This window comes from Clostridium thermosuccinogenes, from assembly GCF_002896855.1.
In the GTDB taxonomy this organism is placed as follows: Bacteria; Bacillota; Clostridia; order Acetivibrionales; family DSM-5807; genus Pseudoclostridium; species Pseudoclostridium thermosuccinogenes.
Genome location: NZ_CP021850.1, coordinates 2,095,116 through 2,117,502 on the forward strand (window position 1 = coordinate 2,095,116; position 22,387 = coordinate 2,117,502).

Annotated in this window: 22 protein-coding genes; 9 read left to right on the forward strand and 13 right to left on the reverse strand. The window is 40.3% G+C overall.

Annotated features, from left to right (window positions below):
* Window positions 1-41: 41 nt before the first annotated feature.
* Window positions 42-500 carry a MarR family winged helix-turn-helix transcriptional regulator gene (locus CDO33_RS09235; RefSeq protein WP_103082906.1) on the reverse strand — a complete coding sequence of 153 codons (459 nt, stop codon included), beginning with the start codon at window positions 498-500 and terminating at the stop codon, window positions 42-44.
* A 457-nt stretch (window positions 501-957) separates the two neighbouring features.
* Between CDO33_RS09235 and CDO33_RS09240 the strand changes: the two genes are divergently transcribed.
* Together CDO33_RS09240 and CDO33_RS09245 are read left to right on the forward strand one after the other, a co-directional pair.
* Window positions 958-2,499 carry a DUF1538 domain-containing protein gene (locus CDO33_RS09240; RefSeq protein ID WP_103082905.1) on the forward strand — a complete coding sequence of 514 codons (1,542 nt, stop codon included), beginning with the start codon at window positions 958-960 and terminating at the stop codon, window positions 2,497-2,499.
* Window positions 2,492-3,181, forward strand: coding sequence for a P-II family nitrogen regulator (locus tag CDO33_RS09245; protein ID WP_103082904.1), 690 nt, complete (start codon window positions 2,492-2,494; stop codon window positions 3,179-3,181). The genes CDO33_RS09240 and CDO33_RS09245 overlap by 8 nt, the downstream gene beginning before the upstream one ends.
* 306 nt (window positions 3,182-3,487) lie before the next feature.
* On the opposite strand, the gene CDO33_RS09250 is transcribed toward CDO33_RS09245, so the two are convergent.
* Window positions 3,488-4,291 carry a hypothetical protein gene (locus CDO33_RS09250; protein ID WP_103082903.1) on the reverse strand — a complete coding sequence of 268 codons (804 nt, stop codon included), beginning with the start codon at window positions 4,289-4,291 and terminating at the stop codon, window positions 3,488-3,490.
* A gap of 360 nt (window positions 4,292-4,651) precedes the next feature.
* On the opposite strand from CDO33_RS09250, the gene CDO33_RS20810 reads away from it, so the two are divergent.
* Both CDO33_RS20810 and CDO33_RS09260 read left to right on the forward strand, forming a co-directional pair.
* Complete coding sequence (locus CDO33_RS20810; protein ID WP_103082902.1) at window positions 4,652-4,879, forward strand: hypothetical protein; 228 nt, start codon at window positions 4,652-4,654, stop codon at window positions 4,877-4,879.
* Window position 4,880: 1 nt separating this feature from the next.
* Window positions 4,881-5,201, forward strand: a complete 321-nt coding sequence (locus tag CDO33_RS09260; protein ID WP_103082901.1) for a YmaF family protein — start codon at window positions 4,881-4,883, stop codon at window positions 5,199-5,201.
* Between the two features lie 41 nt (window positions 5,202-5,242).
* Here CDO33_RS09260 and CDO33_RS09265 read toward each other — a convergent pair whose 3' ends face one another.
* Window positions 5,243-6,391: a transglutaminase domain-containing protein gene (locus CDO33_RS09265; protein ID WP_242973964.1), complete on the reverse strand. Its 1,149-nt coding sequence runs from the start codon at window positions 6,389-6,391 to the stop codon at window positions 5,243-5,245.
* A 597-nt stretch (window positions 6,392-6,988) separates the two neighbouring features.
* On the opposite strand from CDO33_RS09265, the gene CDO33_RS09270 reads away from it, so the two are divergent.
* Both CDO33_RS09270 and CDO33_RS09275 read left to right on the forward strand, forming a co-directional pair.
* Window positions 6,989-7,978, forward strand: coding sequence for a LacI family DNA-binding transcriptional regulator (locus CDO33_RS09270; protein ID WP_103082900.1), 990 nt, complete (start codon window positions 6,989-6,991; stop codon window positions 7,976-7,978).
* Window positions 7,979-8,054: 76 nt separating this feature from the next.
* Window positions 8,055-9,875 (forward strand): L-fucose isomerase, encoded by a 1,821-nt coding sequence (locus CDO33_RS09275; protein WP_103082899.1) that lies wholly within the window; start codon window positions 8,055-8,057, stop codon window positions 9,873-9,875.
* A gap of 103 nt (window positions 9,876-9,978) precedes the next feature.
* On the opposite strand, the gene CDO33_RS09280 is transcribed toward CDO33_RS09275, so the two are convergent.
* The 7 genes from CDO33_RS09280 to CDO33_RS09310 form a co-directional block, all read right to left on the reverse strand.
* The gene (locus CDO33_RS09280) at window positions 9,979-10,512 is read right to left on the reverse strand and encodes a 2-oxoacid:acceptor oxidoreductase family protein (protein ID WP_103082898.1); all 534 of its coding nucleotides are present in this window, start codon (window positions 10,510-10,512) and stop codon (window positions 9,979-9,981) included.
* Window positions 10,513-10,516: 4 nt separating this feature from the next.
* A complete protein-coding gene (locus CDO33_RS09285; RefSeq protein WP_103082897.1) occupies window positions 10,517-11,263 on the reverse strand; it encodes a thiamine pyrophosphate-dependent enzyme in 747 nt (248 codons plus the stop codon).
* Window positions 11,264-11,548: 285 nt separating this feature from the next.
* Window positions 11,549-12,610 carry a 3-methyl-2-oxobutanoate dehydrogenase subunit VorB gene (locus tag CDO33_RS09290; protein ID WP_103082896.1) on the reverse strand — a complete coding sequence of 354 codons (1,062 nt, stop codon included), beginning with the start codon at window positions 12,608-12,610 and terminating at the stop codon, window positions 11,549-11,551.
* 49 nt (window positions 12,611-12,659) lie between these two features.
* Complete coding sequence (locus CDO33_RS09295) at window positions 12,660-12,878, reverse strand: 4Fe-4S binding protein (protein ID WP_274540110.1); 219 nt, start codon at window positions 12,876-12,878, stop codon at window positions 12,660-12,662.
* Between the two features lie 106 nt (window positions 12,879-12,984).
* Window positions 12,985-13,659: a nucleotide-binding protein gene (locus CDO33_RS09300; protein ID WP_103082894.1), complete on the reverse strand. Its 675-nt coding sequence runs from the start codon at window positions 13,657-13,659 to the stop codon at window positions 12,985-12,987.
* A gap of 25 nt (window positions 13,660-13,684) precedes the next feature.
* Complete coding sequence (locus CDO33_RS09305) at window positions 13,685-14,440, reverse strand: tRNA threonylcarbamoyladenosine dehydratase (protein WP_103082893.1); 756 nt, start codon at window positions 14,438-14,440, stop codon at window positions 13,685-13,687.
* Window positions 14,441-15,151: 711 nt separating this feature from the next.
* A complete protein-coding gene (locus CDO33_RS09310; RefSeq protein WP_103089282.1) occupies window positions 15,152-16,582 on the reverse strand; it encodes an ISLre2 family transposase in 1,431 nt (476 codons plus the stop codon).
* A 392-nt stretch (window positions 16,583-16,974) separates the two neighbouring features.
* Between CDO33_RS09310 and CDO33_RS09315 the strand changes: the two genes are divergently transcribed.
* Complete coding sequence (locus CDO33_RS09315; protein ID WP_161496615.1) at window positions 16,975-17,304, forward strand: OadG family transporter subunit; 330 nt, start codon at window positions 16,975-16,977, stop codon at window positions 17,302-17,304.
* 306 nt (window positions 17,305-17,610) lie between these two features.
* Here CDO33_RS09315 and CDO33_RS09320 read toward each other — a convergent pair whose 3' ends face one another.
* The gene (locus tag CDO33_RS09320; protein WP_103083190.1) at window positions 17,611-18,054 is read right to left on the reverse strand and encodes a Fur family transcriptional regulator; all 444 of its coding nucleotides are present in this window, start codon (window positions 18,052-18,054) and stop codon (window positions 17,611-17,613) included.
* A gap of 377 nt (window positions 18,055-18,431) precedes the next feature.
* On the opposite strand from CDO33_RS09320, the gene CDO33_RS09325 reads away from it, so the two are divergent.
* Entirely contained in the window at window positions 18,432-19,637 is a 1,206-nt protein-coding gene (locus CDO33_RS09325; protein WP_103083189.1) for a cofactor-independent phosphoglycerate mutase, read from the forward strand.
* Window positions 19,638-19,940: 303 nt separating this feature from the next.
* On the opposite strand, the gene CDO33_RS09330 is transcribed toward CDO33_RS09325, so the two are convergent.
* The gene (locus CDO33_RS09330; RefSeq protein WP_242974856.1) at window positions 19,941-21,542 is read right to left on the reverse strand and encodes a recombinase family protein; all 1,602 of its coding nucleotides are present in this window, start codon (window positions 21,540-21,542) and stop codon (window positions 19,941-19,943) included.
* 19 nt (window positions 21,543-21,561) lie between these two features.
* Window positions 21,562-21,702 carry a hypothetical protein gene (locus tag CDO33_RS20815; RefSeq protein ID WP_161496614.1) on the reverse strand — a complete coding sequence of 47 codons (141 nt, stop codon included), beginning with the start codon at window positions 21,700-21,702 and terminating at the stop codon, window positions 21,562-21,564.
* A 239-nt stretch (window positions 21,703-21,941) separates the two neighbouring features.
* Here CDO33_RS20815 and CDO33_RS09335 point away from each other — a divergent pair, with 239 nt between their 5' ends.
* Entirely contained in the window at window positions 21,942-22,247 is a 306-nt protein-coding gene (locus CDO33_RS09335; RefSeq protein WP_133158710.1) for a hypothetical protein, read from the forward strand.
* The last annotated feature ends 140 nt before the right edge of the window (window positions 22,248-22,387 follow it).

Genomic DNA, 22,387 nt, shown 5'->3' on the forward strand with positions numbered 1-22,387 from the left:
ATTGCAACTTTTGCCTTTATCTACTGTGTAGATTCGGCTACCTACAGCATAGGTAAAAGCCGCTCCTTTACCAAATGGGACTTTAATATCTGGATTGATCTCATCAGTGTTTTTTTGTCTTCGTCGGTAAGGGTATTTAGAAATTCCGAAAAAATTTCAGCCTTTTTCCGGATCATGTTTTTGATATATGATTTACCTTCTTCTGTGATGCTTATTAAAATAAGCCTCCTGTTTTCGGGGTTTTCCGTCCTGCATATGAGCTTTTTGTCCGAAAGGGTATCCAGGATTTTTGTGAGCTGCTGCCGTTGAATTCCCATATGCCCTGCTATATTGGTAACATTCATTGTCCCGCATTTTATCAGGGTTATCAAAACCCTCATATGGGTTGGAGGCAAAAGACAACTGTCTGTTCTCTCAATGCTGTGATAAAACAGTTTATTTAATTGAGGTATCAAGTCCATCAGTTCTTCAGTTATTTCTGCATTATCTATTGTATCCATAAAATCACTCCTTAGAGTAATCACAAATAACAGCTTAGAGTATAATTAATTATATATATCATTTTTAAAAATGTACAGAGAGAAATACATATATCATCCCGATAATATACTGTTGTAAAGGAAACACTTGGATCTAGTACTTAATTATCCTTCCACGGGTGACGAATAAATCATCCTATTGCAGCCACAAGAACTTGACAGGTGCATTATTGATGCAATTAAACAAACTCAGATGAAGAATATTTCCAGCAATTACTTACCGCAATAACAACGCAAAATAAGGCTTTTGAGGACAAATCAGCCCATGTCTATAATATTCTATCATCAAATTTGCTAAATTAGCTTACAAGCAATCTAACTATATGATATAATCTGATAGGAAATAAATATTTCATATCAAGCAACTTCTTATTTTTATTGATCTCTATCATAAAAAAATCTAACAGGAGGTGCATTAATGAACAAAAAACTGCAGGAAAAAATAAAAGAAGCTCTATCATCAGTAATACCTATCACAGCCATAGTTTTTATCCTGAGCATTACCATAACACCAATGCCTATTGGAACGCTTATGCTATTTCTGACAGGAGCGGTTCTTTTGATTTTGGGAATGGGATTTTTCTCTCTAGGGGCAGATATATCAATGATGCCGATGGGAGAAGGAATTGGCGCTGAGGTAGTAAAATCCAGGAATATCAGCCTGGCTGTAATATCCTTTTTTATAATGGGAATGCTTGTTACTATCGCTGAACCGGATCTGCAGGTTTTAGCAACACAGGTTCCATCCATACCGGATATAGCAATCATTCTTACAGTTGCAGTCGGTGTAGGTATTTTTCTTGTGATAGCCTTGCTGCGTACTCTGTTTGGTATAAAGCTGTCATATTTGTTGATCTTTTTTTACATCATCGTGTTTGCTTTGTCAATATTCACCCCAGGCAGCTTTATTCCGGTGGCCTTTGATTCCGGAGGAGTCACTACGGGTCCGATTACGGTGCCGTTTATCATGGCTCTGGGTATAGGCTTAGCTTCTATAAGCGGAAATAAAGATTCCCAGGAAGATAGTTTCGGCTTGGTTGCCCTTTGCAGCGTAGGCCCCATTCTTGCTGTTATGCTGCTGGGTATCTTTTATAATCCGTCTACAGCCAATTACGAAGCTGCTGTAGTGCCAAACGTATTTACAACAAAAGATGTGGCCACCCAGTTTGCCCAAGGCTTTCCTATATACATTAAAGAAGTATCCATTGCCCTTATTCCGATTGCTGTATTTTTTATATTATTTCAATTGAAGTTCAGAAGCTTCAGAAAACGTCAGTTGATAAAGATGGGAGTCGGTATAATATATACTTTCATAGGCCTGGTTTTATTCCTCACCGGTGTGAACGTAGGTTTCATGCCTGCCGGGCAGTTTTTAGGATCAAAAATGGCATCATCCTCATATAAATGGTTATTAATACCCCTTGGCATGGTAATTGGCTATTATATCGTTGCAGCAGAACCTGCCGTCCACGTGCTCAACAAACAGGTGGAGGAAATATCCGACGGAGCCATACCAAGCCAGGTAATGCAGCGCAGCCTTTCCATAGGTGTTGCGGTATCTGTAGCTATCGCAATGATACGTGTTCTGACAGGCATATCCATATATTGGTTTTTGATACCTGGATACGCCATTGCTCTCATACTGGCATTAATAGTGCCAAAGATTTTTACCGGTATAGCTTTTGACAGCGGTGGAGTTGCCAGTGGGCCTATGACAGCAACCTTCCTCCTTCCCTTTGTGGTAGGTGCATGCGAATCTGTCGGAGGAAATATCCTGAACGATGCCTTCGGAGTAGTTGCCATGGTTGCCATGACCCCGCTCATAACCATACAGCTGCTTGGTTTGATATACAAGCATAAAATGAGTGTTGCAAATTTGCCTGAAAGGGTTGATAATATAGATATTTCTGATGAAATTATAGATTTTGAAGAATATGAGGAGGAAATCTCCAATGAATAAGGATTTTTGCAAAGCTTTTGTAAAAGTTATAGTCACTATTGTGGATCGTGGAAAGGGACAGAGAGTTGCTGATATATTCATGGCTCATCATCTTCATTTTCATTACGTCTGCCTGGGATTAGGTACAGCAGGTTCTGAAATACTGGACTACTTTGGCATAGGCGAAACGGATAAAGATGTTGTTTTCAGCTTAATACCGGCATTTAAGGTTTCTGAGTTATTGGATGAAATCGTTGAAAAAATGCAGATAAAAAAGCCTGGACATGGTATTGCGTTTACTATGCCCTTATCAGGAATCAGCGCATTATTTACTCAAGCTTTGATGAAAGAGCAGGAGATTAAAAAAGAAGGGGAAGTGTTAAATATGGAATGTGACATTAAATATGATTTAATACTTACGGTTATAAACCACGGTTATTCCGATCAGGTCATGGAAGCGGCAAAGAAGGTCGGAGCCACCGGTGGTACAATTCTGCATGCAAGGGAAATAGGTCATGAGGAAACCGAGAAATTTTTCGGAATATCCATTCATCCGGAAAAGGAAATTGTAGCCATCCTCGTAAAGCGTGAAACAAAGCATGACATAATGCAGGCTATTAGTCAGGCTGCCGGAATTAACACGCCGGCCAGAGGATTAATTCTGTCCTTGCCTGTCGACAATATCATAGGGATTGAATTGTAGAATTTGCTTGAAAACATAGCCTTTGAAAAAGAGATAATAACATCACGCGGATTATATTACTGTTTTATCCTGGAAAAGCAAATTTTCAAATACATGCATCGTACTTAATGCATCGTTCATAGGCAATTTTTATGTTTTAAATAATACAGCAGATTTTATACGCTGATATGCACCGTGCTGGCTGATAACCGGCACGGTTTTCATTATCCGCTCTATCGATATCCAGGACCAAAGGGATATTCCCTGTATTATAGACTCAGGATATTGTAATGCATAAGGAAATTCAAGCAGCAATCAGCCACTGCTTCATGATTTTACCGCAGTTATTTTCCCCATGCCGCTGTTCAGTTTCACCTTTGTGGGATAAGAAGTATCATTGAATTCATTGATTTCTACATTTCCTATGCCCTCAATGCAAATCCTTGATTCTTCCGGCAGTTTGAACTCCAGATTTCCGACCCCTGTTTCAAAGCCATATTCACCTCCTTCTTCAAAGGCTGCTTTTATAGTGATATTCCCGAAATTGACTTTTGCTGAAGAACCTGCTTTTACCTTGCCTTCATGGATGGTGAGGTTGCCCATATCTCCGGTCAGGTTTACCCTACCTTCTATCTTGTTTATGTCAATATTGGCGGTTTTTATTTCGGCTTTTAAATTACAGTAAAGATCATCATAAAATTTAATTGTTCCAATATCGACTTTACAATATATGTTATCCGTGTTTTGGGGTAGAAAAATTTTCAAATCCACGCTTTTGTCGACAAGGCTGCTTGCCTTTCCATCATATTTTGAAGAAAATATAATTTTATTATCCTCTTTATTTATGTCAATTTTGAAATCCTCCAGTTTTGCTTTTAGTATATCTTTGCTTTCGGTGCCCCGGATTTTTTTTGTTATCTCGAATTTTACACTGCTTTTATCCCAGGCATATACTTCAATATTGCTGGTATCGCTTAAAACCTCAAGGCTCAAGGCTCCCTTAACATCCAATGTCTCCTCACTGTAACTGGAAACTTCGGTTTTAGGCCCTAAGACAGTCTCTTGCTTAGTGCAGCCTGAAACATACAGACAGCACACCACTAAAAACACACTAAGAACACGTATTTTCATACGTACCTCCTACCAGCCATTGGTTTAAGTTATATTAATATTCTAATATAAACAAACGGAATTACCAAAATTTCCCGGAAATTTTATGTAAGCTACTGCCTTTTTCTGCTATTTTTATAGGATTGACACGATTTAATAATTAATGCAATAATTTTGACTGAATGATTATATAAGTTTTCAAGATGAAAATTTTATGTGGTTATAGAATTGACAACCAGCTTAACTTAATCCATTGAACTGGCAAATTGACTTAACATTCAATATTACATAATATTTCCTCCATAACGAAATTTTAACCTTATAAATAATATGTATCTGCACAATTTATAGTTAGGAAGATTGCATCATTATTTACCTTGAATGGCTGCGTTAAAAATATGCAAAGAAGTATCAAAAATTTATGAAAGCAATGGGATTACACTTTGGGTGCATGATTATATAAAATTAGTTTTATTTCAGCTAAAGGAAATATATAATTGTTGTTTAAGAGGACTTAAAACTATAACAATCAAGTGTCCATCATCAGCTAAGATTATTGCGAAACTATATCATATAGAAAAAACGATATGGGATTGGGGAGGTGAGTAATATGTATCCTCATTTGCACAGGTTCAAGTTTGACAGCAAGATATCAAACAATCATAAACACAGGATGTTAGGATATACTGACAACATGATAGGCCTTTACAGCTTCCATCTGCATTATTTTTATGGTATATCGTCATATAACGGACATACCCACTATTTTTCAGGCATGACCGGATTGCCCATAAAAACTGAAAATGGTCATGTCCACAAAATAGAAGGAGTTATGGAGCATAACTGTATGCATGATCATAAGTTCAGCGACCTGACTTTTGAGGATATTGAGTATATCCCAGGAAAGCGTTCAAGAGAAGCTTATATATAGTCCTATTGCCCGATGGCCGGTAACGAATGTTAACTTACAGGTCACCATTCTCCCTGAATCTCATCATATTTGTGATCAACACTGAAATCCGGCTTGTCGAAGTAATCGCCGTTTGTTCCAAAAGTGGTGTCCACATTTATCCACCGGTCTTCTTCCTCTATATAAACCTGATTCCATGCATGATCCCCCCATGAAATTCCGCTAAATCCAAGTCCGGTCACAAGTCGGACCTTTAAGTCCACAGCACGGCACATGGAAACATAAAGGCTGGAATAATCAAAACATATGCCCTTCCCTGTTTCATAAGCAACTATTGCCCCTGAGGAAACATTCCTTTGACCGGTGCTGATCTTTTCCGCCTTTTCGTAATCATATACGACATTTTCGGTAATCCAATCATATATCACAAATGCCTTTTCCCTACTGCTTTCTGCCTCTTGAGTCACCTGTCTTGCCGTTCTGTCTATATCAGGCGTGGATTTCACCGCTTCATCCAGGGTAACACCGTTAAAATACTCAATAACCTTAATATTTCTCCCGGTCAGTCGCTCTACAATTTCCCCCATGCCATACTTGACACCGGACGAAGGACTTCCTGCGGTTTTGGCAAAAGAGTCATTGATGATTACAGGGATTTGCTTTGCTATGTTTGAATTCAGCACAGGATATACGGCATTTTTATATAATAGCTGGTATGCGGCCGATTCGTTCATCCATTTTCCGATGATAGGAGCCTGGAGATAATAATTCATGAAATTTAGAATGACACTGAAAGCAAACACAAGGCATAATGATCTCGGCAGCTGGCAGGCAGCACTGATAATACGCCTTAATAAGCCGTTCGACTGAATCAGGGAATAATAAGCCCTGTCCGCCAGAGGTCCCAGCATATATCGATATAAGGGATTGGTAATGAGCCTCAAGACAGCCATAACCAACAAAAGAATCAATGGCACCGCCAATAAATATGTCAGAACATCCCTTCCGTCCAAAAAAGCTTTTGCCTGTTCCGGTATCATCCCATACAAGCTTCTGAAAAAAGCATCTTCATTGTCGAAGAATATTTTTTTTGTGAGGTATACCGATATGACCAGTCCGATAAGGAACTCCACATTATCCAGCAGCGAAGCCATGGAATAACGGACTTTCTCCATGGAGGGCCGGGAAAAAAGCCCCTTAATCAGCGGCATGACAAATATTCCAATAAGCAATAAATTAACTAAGTTTACTTTCGGCAGAAAATTCACCTAACCCTCTTCCCCTTCGTACCACAGCTTGTATCCTTGATTAAAAAACATCATGCTAAATGTTCCTGTGTTTTTTCCGGATTTATTTAGCGTTACCTTATTCAAAGACAAATCACATTTTACCACTTTTATGTATTTTTGTCATTAATAATACAATCATTCTTAATTTAGGAAAATAAAGTTTTTAACTTCTATAAAGTTTTGAATATAAGAATTTTAACATCTACAAGGCTTGAGTTTCAACTTTAAAAGATTGTCTGACTTCAAATAGATTATCCAATGCAATCGATGGTGCTGATTGATATCATAAATACTAATCTTCAATAAGATTTTGAATTATAGTGAGTCTTATAACTTATGATTAAGCCAAATTGGTTTAACAGTATACTTCTACCATAGCAAATTTTAACCTTTATTTTTTATATTGGAATCAATTATTTTAGAAGGATAAATACAACTTCTGTCGAATAAAAATATTAATGTAAACGTATACATAATAACTCATGGAGCTTATATTATATAAATTCAGGAGCTAAAAACATGTCGGTAACTATAAAGGATGTTGCAAGATACTGTGAAGTTTCCACTGCCACAGTTTCGAGAGTAATAAATAACGATCCAAGAATCAGCGAAAAGACCAAGGAAAAAGTCATGAAAGGCATCAAGGAGCTCAACTACAGAATAAACGGGGTTGCCAGAAGCCTTAAAACTAATCGCACCCGCACCATTGGCTTTATTTGTCCCGAGATTCCCAACGACTTTTTTATGAGCATCGCAAAAGGAGTGGAAGACGAGCTTAAAAAGTATGGATACAGCGTAATAATATGCAATTCCAATGAAAATACCGAAGAAGAAAAGGAACGCATTAAGCTCCTATGCGAGAAGTGTGTGGATGGAATAATTATCATTCCCGCCACCGATGAAGGAAGACACTTCAAATACCTGAAGGATGCCAATATGCCTGTCGTATTGGTTGACAGACTGGTGGAGGACTTTCAATCCGATGCTGTGCTGGTAGATAACATTAACGGCAGCTACTGTGCAGTGGAGTATCTGATAAATAAAGGATATAACCGGATAGGCTTTATCGGCGGAGATGTCAAGCTTACATCCGCCAAGGAGAGATTTGAAGGTTATACAAGGGCTTTAAACGACTACTGCATTCCTTTGGAGAAGGACATAATCAAATTCGGAGATTTTCATATAAAAGGTGGATTTGATCTTATGAAGGAGATGATGCAGCAGGACAACCCACCTCCTTTGGTCTTCATCTCCAACTATTTCATGCACGTGGGTGCAGTTAAATATCTTATTGAGAATAAATATAAGCTGGACAAGGAAGTACTAATTGCGAGCTTTGACGATATGGAGCTTTCTTCTATATTTGGATTTTCAGTTTTAAGGGTAAGGCAGCCTATGATGGAAATCGGAAGTAAAGCCGCACAGCTCCTTTTGAGCAGAATTGACGGGGACAAAACGGCATATCCCCGGATAGTAAGGCTCAAGACGGAGCTTATAACAGAATGGTAATAAACCTTGTATTATACAAGGTATTACAATATAATGTATTTATGCAATCGTATACATAGTTAAGGAGGTCGTTTTCATGGCTAACATTAATGATTTGAAAATGAACCCGCCTGTTAACAGGCTAAGAGGTTCACTGCCGAAAATAGGCATAAGGCCTGTTATCGATGGTAGACGCAAGGGTGTCAGAGAATCCTTGGAAGAACAGACGATGAATATGGCTAAAATGGCTGCAAAGTTCTTGTCCGATAACTTAAGACATCCTAACGGTATGCCTGTGGAATGCGTAATTGCCGACACTTGTATAGGCGGCGTGGCAGAAGCTGCTCAGACTGCTGAGAAATTTGCGAGAGAAGGTGTCGGTGTTTCTCTCACGGTTACTCCCTGCTGGTGTTACGGAAGCGAGACCATAGACATGGACCCCTTTATACCCAAAGCAGTATGGGGTTTTAACGGAACAGAACGCCCGGGAGCTGTTTACCTGGCTGCTGCCCTGGCAGGACACAACCAGAAAGGATTGCCTGCCTTTGGTATTTACGGCAGAGATGTTCAGGATGCAAATGACACATCAATTCCTGCTGATGTTGCTGAAAAATTGCTACTTTTTGCTAAAGCCGGCCTTGCCACCGCAACAATGAGAGGCAAATCCTATCTGTCCATGGGCTCGGTATCTATGGGTATTGCCGGTTCCATAGTGGACGACCATTTCTTCCAGAACTATCTCGGCATGCGCAATGAATACGTGGATATGTCGGAATTCGTGAGAAGAATTGAAGAAGGAATTTATGACAAGGAAGAATATGAAAGAGCCTTGAAATGGACCAGGGAAAACTGCAAGGAAGGCTCCGACCTTAATCCTGTAAGCAAACAGTGCTCGAGGGAAGTTAAAGACAAGCAATGGGAGACCTGCGTTAAAATGGCCATTATAGCAAGAGACCTTATGATTGGTAATCCAAAGCTTGCAGAACTTGGCTATGGTGAAGAAGCCCTCGGACACAATGCCATTGCTTCAGGTTTCCAAGGCCAGAGGCAGTGGACGGACCACTTCCCTAACGGTGACTTTATGGAAGCAATACTTAATTCTTCCTTTGACTGGAACGGAATAAGGGAAGCTTTTGTTGTAGCGACGGAAAACGACAGCCTTAACGGTGTTGCAATGCTTTTCGGCCATCTCTTGACTAATACGGCTCAGGTGTTTGCTGATGTAAGAACCTACTGGAGTCCTGATGCGGTTAAAAGAGTGACCGGAAAAGAATTGACCGGTCTTGCTGCTAACGGCATTATCCACCTTATCAATTCCGGTGCGGCTTCTCTGGATGGTACAGGACAGCAGTCCATCAACGGCAATCCTGTAATGAAGCCCTTCTGGGATATAACTCCGGAAGAAGCAGGCAAGTGTCTCGATGCGACATCATGGAGACCTGCTTCCCTCGATTACTTCAGAGGCGGCGGCTTCTCCTCCAATTTCTGTACAAGAGGCGGAATGCCGATTACCATGTCCCGTATAAACATAATAAAGGGTCTGGGTCCGGTAATGCAAATAGCCGAAGGTTATACAGTGGAACTTCCCCAGGACGTGCATGATATTCTCAATAACCGTACCGATCCAACATGGCCGACTACCTGGTTTGCTCCAAGGCTGACCGGTAAAGGAGCTTTCAAGGATGTTTATTCCGTCATGAACAACTGGGGTGCCAACCATGGTGCTTTCAGCTATGGACATATAGGTGCAGAACTCATAACCTTGGCATCTATGCTGAGAATACCGGTTTGCATGCACAACGTGCCGGAAGAGAAGATATTCAGGCCCAGCGCTTGGAGCGCTTTCGGAACCAATGACCTGGAAGGTGCAGATTACAGGGCATGCAAGAACTTCGGACCTATTTACGGGAAGTATTGATGTTATGTTAGATGTTTAAAGGACATATCAAAATAAAAATAAAATAAAGATAAATATAGGAGTTGGATAGTGTCCAACTCCTTTTTTATATAATTAGTGTAAATCAATATTTCATTCCCATTTCAAAAGCTTTCATTTCTTCCGGTATCATATAATGCTTTTTCTGGGGAAGAACCTTTTTTAAGGCCTGTTCAAAGTTTTCCTTGGATATGATGCCGGTTTTCTCCACCAGCTTACCCAGGAGGATGATGCACGCATAAGTATGATTGCCCATATCTGTAGCCATCTGAGTGGCAGGTATTTCATATACATCAACACCTTCTTTGGAAGGTCTCCGCGGAACCAGTGAGCTGTCGGTAATTATAATACCTCCCTCTTCAACGATACCCTCAAACTTGTCCAGGGATGGTCCATTCATCGCCACCAGTACTGTAGCGCTGTTCAATATGGGTGAACCTATAGTGTCATCCGATATGATGACGTTGCAGTTTGCAGTTCCACCTCTCATTTCAGGACCATATGAAGGCAGCCATGATACATTTTTGTTTTCCAGCATTCCAGCGTAGGCCAGAAGCCTTCCTGCAGACAGTATACCCTGTCCGCCAAATCCTGCTATAATGATTTCCTGATGAGCCATTATCCTACACCTCCAAATCCTTGCCCTTGAAATTTCCCAGCGGATAGAAAGGAACCATTTCATCCTTTATGCGCTGGAGAGATTCAACCGGGTTCAACCCCCAGTTTGTAGGGCAGCTGGACAAAACTTCCACCAAGGAAAAGCCCAAATTGGCCATCTGTACCTGGAATGCCTTTTTGATCGCCTTTTTTGCATTCATGATATTTTTTATATCATGGGTTGAAACTCTTTCAATATATACAGCTCCCTCAAGGCTGGAAAGCATTTCGCAAACCTTTATCGGGTATCCATGCATTTCCGGTTTGCGGCCGAAAGGCGATGTGGTGGTTATTTGTCCTAAAAGCGTTGTAGGCGCCATCTGTCCCGATGTCATGCCGTAAATTGTATTGTTAACGAAAATTGTCGTTATCTTTTCCCCTCTGGTCGCAGCATGCACAATTTCTGCCGTACCAATGGCAGCAAGGTCACCGTCGCCCTGATAGGTAAAAACGACATTGTCCGGATTTACCCTTTTTACTCCGGTTGCTACAGCCGGTGCTCTTCCATGGGCTGCCTGAACCATATCGCAGTTAAAATATTCATAATTATTATAAGCGCATCCCACCGGTGAAATACCGATGGTCTTGCCTTCTATGCCCAGTTCATCCAAAACTTCAGCTATCAGCCGGTGTATAATACCATGGGTACAACCCGGACAATAGTGAAGTGGTTTGTCTTTTAAAGCATGTGGTTTTTTAAATACCGTAGCCATGTTAATCCCCCCGCAATTGATTTGCAGTTGATAATCATCCTTTGATGTGCTGTCACCTTCCAATATCTTAATTTCATAGAAACATCAGATAGCTCGCCTCTTAGATATCAGCACAAATTTTACGCAAATATTGAATATTTTATCAACCGCCTAGTATTATAATTGCTGTGCTGGCTAAACTGAAAATGCTTGTGGAGAGTAAATCGAAAAGGCCAGCACAATGAATTAATGTAAAATTACTTAACCTGACTTGTTTTCAAATTCAATCCCAACTTATTCCAAAGTTTAAGCCTTGCCGAGTATGCTCTTTATTTTCTCGAGTATTTCCTTCTGAGTCGGAATCATGCCGCCCATTCTGCCATGGAAATGAACCGGTTTTCTTCCGTTTACGGCAAGTCTCACATCCTCAACCATCTGTCCTGCGCTGAGCTCCACCGTGAGAAATGCTTTTGGCACTTCTGCATATTTATCAAAGGCGCAAACCGGGAAAGGCCATAATGTAATTGGTCTTATCAGTCCCACTTTTATGCCTTCCTTTTCAGCAAGCTTTATAACATTTTTAACTATTCTGGCAACAGTGCCATAAGCGCATACAATAATATCCGCATTTTCGCAATTAAAGGTTTCCACCCGCACTTCGTTTTCTTCTATCAGCTTATATTTGGCCTGCAGCTTGAGATTGTGCTTTTCCAGCACTTCAGGATTTATGTATATCGACGTTATATCATTGCTTTCTCTTTCCATGCGTGTTCCTGTAACTGCCCAGTCCTTTTCCACATGGACTATGTTCTCTTCATCTCTGAACTCGACTGCTTCCATCATTTGACCGATTACACCGTCGCCCAAAATCATTGTCAAAATTCTGTATTTATCAGAAATATTAAAGGCTTCAACGGTCAGCTCATAAGCTTCCTGAACGCTGCTGGGCGCAAGAACCACCATCTTGTAATCTCCATGTCCGCCGCCCTTGGTTGCCTGGAAATAATCTGCCTGGGCGGGAAGAATTCCTCCGAGGCCTGGTCCGCATCGCATTATGTTTACAATAACTGCCGGAAGTTCAGCTCCGGAAGCATAAGAGATTCCTTCCTGCTTCAAGCTTATTCCCGGGCTTGATGATGAAGTCATTACCCTTGCTCCAGCACTGGCGGCTCCATATACCATGTTTATCGCTGAAACTTCACTCTCAGCTTGTACAAATGTACCGTTCAACTGGGGCATCTTTTTTGCCATATAATGAGCTATTTCTGTCTGGGGTGTTATAGGATAGCCGAAGTAACATCTGCATCCTGCCCTTAAAGCAGCCTCAGCGATTACTTCGTTGCCTTTCATAAGTAATTTTTCTCCCATCGTGTAAGTCCTCCTTAAAACCAACTATAAAGCAATGCTTGCCATTATATTATTTTTCCACCTCAATAACGCAGTCGGGGCATATTGTGGCGCAAAAGGCACAGCCTATGCATTTGTCCATATCATCCACACCGGCAGGGTTAAAACCTTTTTGATTTAGCTTGTCGGTCCTCATGATGACTATTTTTTTAGGACATACTGTAGTGCAAAGCTTACACCCTTTGCATCTTTCTTCATGAAATGTAACCTTAGCCATATTATCCCTCACAGTTTCCGTATAATTTTTTTCATATTTTATCAGTTTATTATATTACTCTTTATACATGTTTTCAATAGCTGATGAATATTTATGCACTGCCGATGATAATTATTGATTACTGCCTATCCCAGGGGAGCAAAATATGTTTATCCATCTTAAGCACCTTCATACCCAGCCTTTTCCCTGCTTCTTCAACCGAATCACCGATTCCTGCGATAAAGGACACAGGAACCTGAAGCTTTTTAGCAACCTTTTCGATGAGCTTATGGCCTTCTATGATATCTTCCGGTGTCGTGCCTTCCAAAAGGTTTGTATTATTGATAATGCCGGTTATTTTAAGCCTGGCGCTGGTTTCTATTTCAAATATCATTTCTTCTATCTTTTCTTCCGTATCGGTCATCGGACGCTTTGTGTTGACGACATAGAACATTTCGTACTGCTCTTTCAGAATTTCTTCATTGTATCTTGATACAACTTTTGCCCCCAGGTCATCTCCGCCGACATCGAACACGACCTTGTATTCCTTGTCCCTGAAAAGAGTATATATTTCAGGAGGCAATGCAGGTATATCCACGTTCGTATTTGCGTACAAAGGCAGAACTACTTTTATGTTGTTTTGCTCCAGTATATCCTTTGCATCAGCAGTGCGGAAATAGGGATTTACTATGTCGGAATCGACTATTGCCGTCTTGCTGGATTGTCTGGACAGCTTAATGGCATAATTGACAGCAATCTCAGTCTTTCCGCTGCCATAATGGCCTGTAAAAAAACTTATCCTCTTGTCAAACATATTCTTCTCCTTCAGCTTTTTACCTTTATGACTTTATCAGATCCTTTACAACCTCACCGGCAATAATCAGACCTGCTACAGAGGGCACAAAGGCAGCACTTCCCGGCACCTGATGGCGTATGGTGCATTTCCTTTGCGTTCCGGGAGGGCATACACATCCTACTTTACAGCTTGTAGTATCCGATTCGAGAGGCTTTAAGGGTACCTCTCTGGAATACACTACCTTAAGGGAGTCCACTCCCCTGCTCCTCAGTTCCTTGCGCATTACCTTTGCCAAGGGGTCAACGGATGTCTCATATATATCCGCTACCTCAAATTTTGTGGGGTCGAGCTTGTTTCCTGCTCCCATGCAACTAATAATAGGAATTCCTTTAGCTTTTGCCCTTACCACCAGGTCAATTTTACCTGTAACCGTATCTATCGCGTCAACAATATAATCATAATCATCCTTTATAAGTCCCTCTGCAGTATCAGGCATATAGAACTCCTGATAAACCGTAACTTCCGCTTTTGGATTGATTTCCAGGATTCTGTCCCTCATGACCTCTACTTTTGCCTTACCTATGGTCTTCCTTGTAGCATGGAGCTGCCTGTTTATATTTGTAAGGCATACACAGTCATCATCCACCAGCACAAACTTACCTACACCGGATCGTACCAATCCCTCAACAACATAAGAGCCTACACCTCCCACTCCGAATACTGCCACTTTACTTTCATTTAACTTTTTAAGCGCTTCGGCTCCTATAAGCATTTCTATTCTTGAAAAAGCATGCAGCATATAACTTAACTCCTTACTCTAATATAGTTTTAGCATAATTTTTTCTGCATTCTAAAATTTTTGCATGTCAATATTTTGTGCAATTTTACTTGCCAGTCTTTTATGAGTAAATATAAATCCGGCACAAAATGCCTTTAATTTCTGTGCTTTCGTTATAAAAGATTCAATTAACCTGTTGTGCTAGCTAATTTGAGATAGCGTGTGGTAAGTTTAGAGATAGTTAGCGCAGGGGAGGATAAGGCAAATCACCTGAACGCAGGGAATTGCTTTATCTTCTGCCAAACTTGTAATTCGCTAATTGAAAACTAGCGAATATATCGATAACTACCTTAAGCTGCTATAAATTTATTGCTTGTTATCCATTCCAGCTCTTTAACTCTGAACACAGCTATCGAAAATGCTAGCACAATGAATTAAATTAAGCTCACATATACTTAATATACTATAAATTTTGCCGTACCACAATTATTATACAAAACAGCGATTGAGTCAATTTACTGTAGGGAATTGAAGATAAGACGACTTCCTAAAATAAGTCCACTCCGGTCACGCCCTTGACAACAAGCATCTCCCATATGGTTTGTCAGCCAGGGCGGCACCCCTTGTAACAGGGGAATGTCTCTGGAGCTTTTGGCTGCCACTTTAGCCCATTATACCATATGGGTCCCTCTTATTGTAAAGGGTTCGCTTCGCCGTTCCCTTCGTTCATTGTTACCCTACAAAGGCTCTTAGCGCTCTATAAAGCAGTGTTTTATGGCCTTTACTGATTATTGTTAGATTACTGTCCCAAACACCATCATATCTATTCCTATTTGTTCTCAATTCACGAATTAATTCATCTTGTAGCTGCTGTGCCTGCTCCCGTTGTTCTTTCTTCTTTTGAGCCATTACCAAGTCGTATACTTTTCCTCCGTTTTTCTTGAAAATTCTGAGTTGGGCCATCTTGTCCGCACCATTTTTTGACCAACCCATTGGCCTGCTGCTTAACCTATCGGATAGAATATGGCTTACATGCCCTTCAGCACTGCATCCTACAATTTCATAGTTATCTACCTTTATCTCTATTCCTGCCCAGTTATTCAATATATATCTTTTTGCATCGTTAACCGCTTTCCTCTTTGTCTCCGATTCTGTCTTTTCAAGAATTTTAGCAAATGCCTTCTTAAGCCCCGCCTTATCAGCTTCTTTCAAGGCATCATCTAATTCCTGTTCGATATCTTCGTCTTCCAAGTGTGCCGTTGCTACTTTTACGTATTTGCTCAAATGATACTTATCCAATACAAACTTGCTTTTACCAATCCAGTTTAATCCCTGTTTTATCCAAGCTGCTCCATCTCCAGATATATATACAGTTTCAATCTTATCCACATCATAAGTATCATCTATGTATTGGGAAACCTCTAGCCACAGTTCTTCACTATCTCTGATTCCTCCAAAATAACGGGGATTCTTCAATACTTTTCTCTTCTTCGTGCTTTTTTCATGGTCAATTCCCTCATGAACGTATACAAGCTTAGGCATTAGTGTGCTACTTGCTCCCCATTCATCTTCTGTCTTATGTCTCTTTTTCCCTTGCTGCGCTACATGGTCTTCATCAGCCTCAATATACAGAATCTTTGGTGTCTCATCCTTTCTCTTTTCCACCGATGGCTGAACAACTTCAAGTTCATGTACTTTATTCATTACAGCCTGTTTGCTTACCTCATCCATGTATGCAGCTTTTTCTCCACCTTTTCTATAACTGCTCTCCGCAGCCTCTTCCACAGCATTTATGACAACATCAGCACTTACTCGGTCATGAGGATTGATACCAACTATTCTATCCACAAGATATTGCCTTTTTCCGCCTTTCTTAGGCTTAAAATATGTTCGTTCATAACTGATGGGTCCAAAGCTTGTTAAAAGTCCTGTTCTATCCTTTCTTACAATTTCCCAGTTCTGCTTGCGAGAAGCCGATTCCCGCAGATAATCATCCATATCTTCAAGAACTTCTGTAACAATGTTTCTACCTAATTCAAGAAGTTCTTCATGCAATCCCAAAACAAGGTCAGCTAGGTCCGTAGGCTTTTCAACAAATTTTTTTACCTTTTCTTCAATCTTTTTTACACCAAAACCAATAAAATGTTGTATACTATTGTACATAGAAGATGCATCCTTTCGTTGAGTATTTTGATTTGGCGACTTATATCTTAACAGGATGTCATCTTCTTTTCAATTTTTTGGATATTTATTCCAATTGATTCCCTACAGTAATTTTACTCGAGCCAAAACAGCTCGTACCTCAAGGATTTTTTTCTTAAAACTGCCATAATAATATACATACATCCTAAATTTATACTTTATTGTGATTTCATTTGTAAAAATGGTACAAGGCTTGTTTTCCATGATGTGCAGTAAAAGGGCTCATATGCTGGATTTCAACCAAAATATGTTTATTGCATACATTTCCATATATTGACTTGACAACGGGTTTGTGATATTAATAGCAGTGAGTGGTGTTCATGCAGAAACACATCATTAAGGAGGCACAGGATATGAATCAGGTCCTTATAATAGTTTCAATTCCACTGTTATTTTTATTGCTGTTATATGTTGTTTACAAAGCCATGACTACTTCCAAAATCAACAATGCTGAACATAGGGATAACGGCACCAAAGAATCTGGTACCGATAGATCTTATAAAAAACCGTTGAACATAGGGGATGACAAAGAGCTGGTGGCGGTATTGACAGCTGCCGTAGTCGCTTATATGGGTAGTGGCTCGGCGTCGAATATAAAAGTGAAATCATACAGGCGCATACCTCAGTCATCACCTATATGGAATTTAATGGGAAGAAAAGAACAGATAGATTCCATGCTGTAGTTTTGCACCAAATCTATAGGCAATGGAAACTTTATATTATATTCCAGGATTTTATTCCAAGGCTTTTTTATGGGATTTTATTCAGGGTTTTAATCCAGAATTTTATTCCGTAACTTTATGCCGGGATTTTATATTCTAGAGCTTTATTTCAGACTTATACTCGAAAACCTTTTCCAGAACTTTACTCAAGATTTATATACCGCCAGTATGTTTTTATATCCGTTTATCAAAGCTGTGTTTTAAAAAAGAGGGCCATCGACCCTCTTTTTTTCTCGTACAATATGAAATATCCATTTCATCCGAAAGTTACTGATTTTTCAGGCAGTTTTTGCAGTACCCATAGAATTTTACCCTGTGGTCCGTGACTTTAAAGCCTTTTTCTCTAGTAATCTGTTCTTCCAAAGACTCCAGAAGATCTTCCTCCACTTCTTCGACTGATCCGCAGGACATGCATATTAAATGATGATGCCTGTGATCTTCGTTCTTTTTATTCAGTTCGTATCTATTGCAGCCGTCGTCAAGGTCAAGCTTGTATACCAAATCCATGCTATCCAGCAATGTTAATGTTCTGTAAACTGTAGCCAGACCAATGTCGGGGTAATTTTTTCTTACCAGTTCAAAGATCTCTTCGGAACTTAAATGTTCGCCTTCGTGCTCTATTATTACATCCAATACAGCCTGCCTTTGAGTAGTTAGCTTAAGACCCCTTTCCTTCAACTGCTCTCTGAAGCTTGCAGCTTTTTCCGACATTATAATCACTCCTAAACTCTTGGTCGGTAATATAACGAGGCTGAAGATGTCCCTGCCTCTTATAGGTGGCGGGTACCTGATTCCACAATAGATGGTGAGTTAAAATCTTCCGCCCCGTTGAAACGGTGTTAAAATTGCTACGCAATTTCTTCCGTTGCTTAAAGCAAAAGTAGCCTTTTTACTATTATATATGAAAATGTTCAGATTTGCAATTTTGTGGGAAGACCATTTCAATTTTGTCTTTCTTTTCACAATTTCCTTTGCTATAATAATTGGATGAAGCATGCTGCAATATGAGTGCCACATTGCAGGATTGTGCAATCAGCATAATTCGTAGGCCATAATATAAAAATTACAGCAAAGGAACTTGATGATGTATGAAGTATATAGTAATAATTGGAGACGGCATGGCAGATTATCCGGTGCCGCAGTTGGGCAATAAAACCCCTCTTCAGAAGGCCAATAAACCCAATATGGATTTCCTTGCAAAGCATGGTGAAATCGGTATGGTGAGGACAATACCGGAAGGCATCTCTCCCGGAAGCGATACCGCAAACCTTTCAGTGATGGGATATGACCCGAGAAAGTATTATACCGGCCGCTCACCGCTGGAAGCCGTCAGCATGGGTATAGAGCTCTCCGACACCGACGTTGCGTTAAGATGCAACCTGGTGACACTGTCGGAAGAAGAAAATTATGAGGACAGAACCATGATTGATTACAGCTCGGATGAAATTACATCGGAGGAGGCCCGGGAACTGATAGACGATATAAACCGGCATCTTAAAACCGACAGCATGACGTTTTTCCCCGGAGTTAGCTACCGCCACTGTCTGGTATGGAAAAATGGTCCGGTTGGTCTTAATCTTACTCCGCCCCATGATATTCTCACAAAGAAAATAGCTGCATACCTTCCGTCCGGGGAAGAAAACAAGGTTCTTCTGGATATGATGAAAAAAAGCAGCGAGTTTATGAAGGAGCATCCTGTCAACAAATCAAGGGTTGCTCGAGGATTAAAGCCGGCGAACTCCATATGGCTTTGGGGAGAAGGGCGAAAGCCTGCCATCCCTTTATTTTACGACAAATACCGCCTGCGCGGCTCGGTGATTTCTGCTGTGGACCTGATAAAAGGAATAGGATTATGTGCAGGCTTAAAATCAGTTGATATTCCTGGCGCTACAGGCAATATAAACACCAACTTCAAAGGAAAAGCGGAGGCTGCCCTCAAAGAGCTTGAAAACGGCCAGGATTTTGTGTATGTTCACATAGAAGCTCCTGATGAATGCGGACATCGTTATGAGATCGAAAACAAAGTCAGGTCGATAGAATTGATTGATGAGCTGGTCATCGGCACCATCCTTAAAGGCTTGGATAAGTTTGATGAATACAGCATACTGGTGCTTCCGGACCATCCTACGCCCCTTTCCCTGAGGACCCATACGTCAGACCCTGTCCCTTATATACTATACAGGAAGGGTGAAGAAAAGACATCCGATGTTCTCGGATATGATGAGTCTGAAGCATCCGGAAGCGGATTCTTTATTGAAGAGGGTTATACTCTGATGGATCGGTTTATCGGGTAAATCCGAAAGTGGATAATACCCAAAATAGCTTTAAAAACATGTTGTGGTGGCAATGATAGGCTTTAATTTAATGCATATATATTTTAAAAATTGTGCATTTCAAGCTTTGAAAGGGACTTTGTAAAACCTTATTAAGGACTTAACAAAGACTTAATATAGCTTAAAAAGATTTAAAAAGATTTAAAAAGACTTAAAAAGACTTGAAAAGGCTTGTAAAGACTTAATGCTGTAGGTTACCAGAATCATTCATATAATGCGGTTATCGGAAATCTAAAAGTGGCAGATGCTGCATCTGCCACTTTTTTAGCCATAGTTGAAATAAATCACAATAACCCCATTATCCGTATTTATGTTTTTGTCCATGTTCACGGTAATGGCTTCGGCCATGTCATCCTCCGGATCGAACACGACTATCCTCTCCACCAGCAGCTTTATCATTTCATTGGTAAGGGAGTCGTTCTTCCACTCATCCAATGCTTCTCTGATTAGCTCCGCTCCCTTTTGGGTCTTATCCTGGATTTTCTTAAGCCTTTCGATTTCATCCGATATTTGTGATATCTTCCTTTCAATAGAGGCATTTAGCCTTAAAAACATTTGCTCGGTTATTTTGCCTTCCAGCTTATCCATGTATAAAGTATCCTGCTGTTTTTGCTTTACGGCAAGGCTTTCTTCCAGCCTTTCTATTTGACTGGTCGTATCATTGCTTTTAAACGTGAACTCGTCAAGCTTTTCCGCCACCCTTTTTCTTATATCCTCATCGGATAAAATCATCTCCAGTTCCTTCATCAGAATGCCGCATAGCTCCATCTCATTGACGTGGTGGCTGGTACAAGCTTTTTTTCCGTTTTTGGCATAATTGCTGCAAATATACCCTGTTGGCCTGTTTTTCCGTACTCTGGCAAATAATACGCTGCCGCATCTTCCGCAGTATAATATCCCCTTGAAAACATGGAGGGTTCCCTTATGGGAGCCGGAATTAATGCTCTTTTCTTTTCTGATCCTCTGGACTTCTTCGAATTCTTCCCTGCTGATAATTGCTTCATGGGTGTTTTTAGTTATAACCCATCGGCTAGGAGGCAAACGCCTGGTTTTTTTGCTTTTGAAACTTATTTTTTCACTTATCCCCTGAACCGTATCCCCTACATATACTCTATTTCCCAAAATCCTCTGCACCGCCACGGCATTCCAGCCCGATCTGGAATGTGCTCCATCCTTTTTCGATGAAGGGGAGGGATAGCCTTTGGAGTTAAGAATATCTGCTATGTATTTGTAGCCATAACCTTCCCTGTAGAGAGCGTAAATTTCCCTTACTATGAAAGCTGTGGTTTCATCCACACAAAGCTTGTTTTTTTCCAGCTCCGATTTTTTATATCCAAAAGGCGCATTGCCTAGGTATTCTCCCTTTTGAATCTTGAAACGGATGTTGGCCCTTATCTTCCTGGAGATATCCCTAACATACCGTTCATTGTACCATGTATCGATCCCCACGGTATCATTGTCTCTTGCACTGTCATACCTACCGTCAAAAGTGATCACTCTTACACCATACTCTTCGAGGAAATCCAGAAGAAGCAAGGTTTTTGCATTATTCCTTCCCAGCCTTGACAGGTCTTTAACGATCAAAAGATCGATATTTCCCTGAACGACATCTTCCCTCATCGCCTGAAGACCTTCTCTTTCAAAAGCTGATCCGGACACATTGTCATCTATGTACACCCTGAAGACTTTTCCCAGATTGCTTTTGCTCACAAAATCCAAAAGAAGGTCGCGCTGTGTTTCTATCGTTTCATAATTTTCCTCATTTTCATCCCTGCTTTCGCGGACATATATGCCTATCTTGTAGTCATGTCTTTTTTCTTCACGGAGCATATCCTCACACCTTGATACGGAGCTTATTTTAGGCATAAAAGAGTAAACTGCAGTTTCAGACTTTAGCCTTGTTTGCTTTTGAGCGGGACATCCATATCTTCATCAGACCAAAAATGATTTCTTCCACCGAAGACTTGCCGTTATATTTTTTTATTACAACGATTTCCTGATCGGAAGACCGTTTTCTTTTCGACATATTCACCGCCTGCAACTTCCTATAATTTAGGTTGGCGCCGGATTATACAGCTATAAAACGAAAAGTCCTTGCTGCAATAACACAATCCGGTATTGAACCTAAAACAATATGGAATATCCTGTTTTCTTCTAATATTTATATGCTGTATAATAGGAGTATAAAAATTGTCCACAAGGGGTTTATTTATTTAAAGAAAGTTGTATAATAATTATGTTACCTATTAAAGGAAGGTGATGGCAGTGAACCGTGAAATTCCCGAAAAACTGTTATATTTTTTGAAGAATGCTCTGAAGGATGTGGACGATGGTTATGAGTACGCATCGGAGCTAAAGCGAATACTGAATTCCGATGAATGTCAAAGGGCTTTAACAGAACGAGAAATTGAGTTTTTAAGAGATTATGCAGATAAGGTAAAAAGTGTCGGTGAAATTGACCATTATACGGAGGAAAAGATTAAGGATATTGAGAGGGAGCATTTCGGAGAGAGAGGAATTAAAGGCTTCCTTGGTATTGAACCATGTTCCAAGCCTCAATGGCCTTTTTAATGGTGTGGTTTACCCGTCATTTCTTTTTAAGATGCATGCCTCATTTAATAATTAATTTGCCCTGATATGCTATGTATGCACAGCATATCAGGGTTAGTTTTTTAGAAATAAGCATAACACTTTTTTGGCTTTGCGGCTTT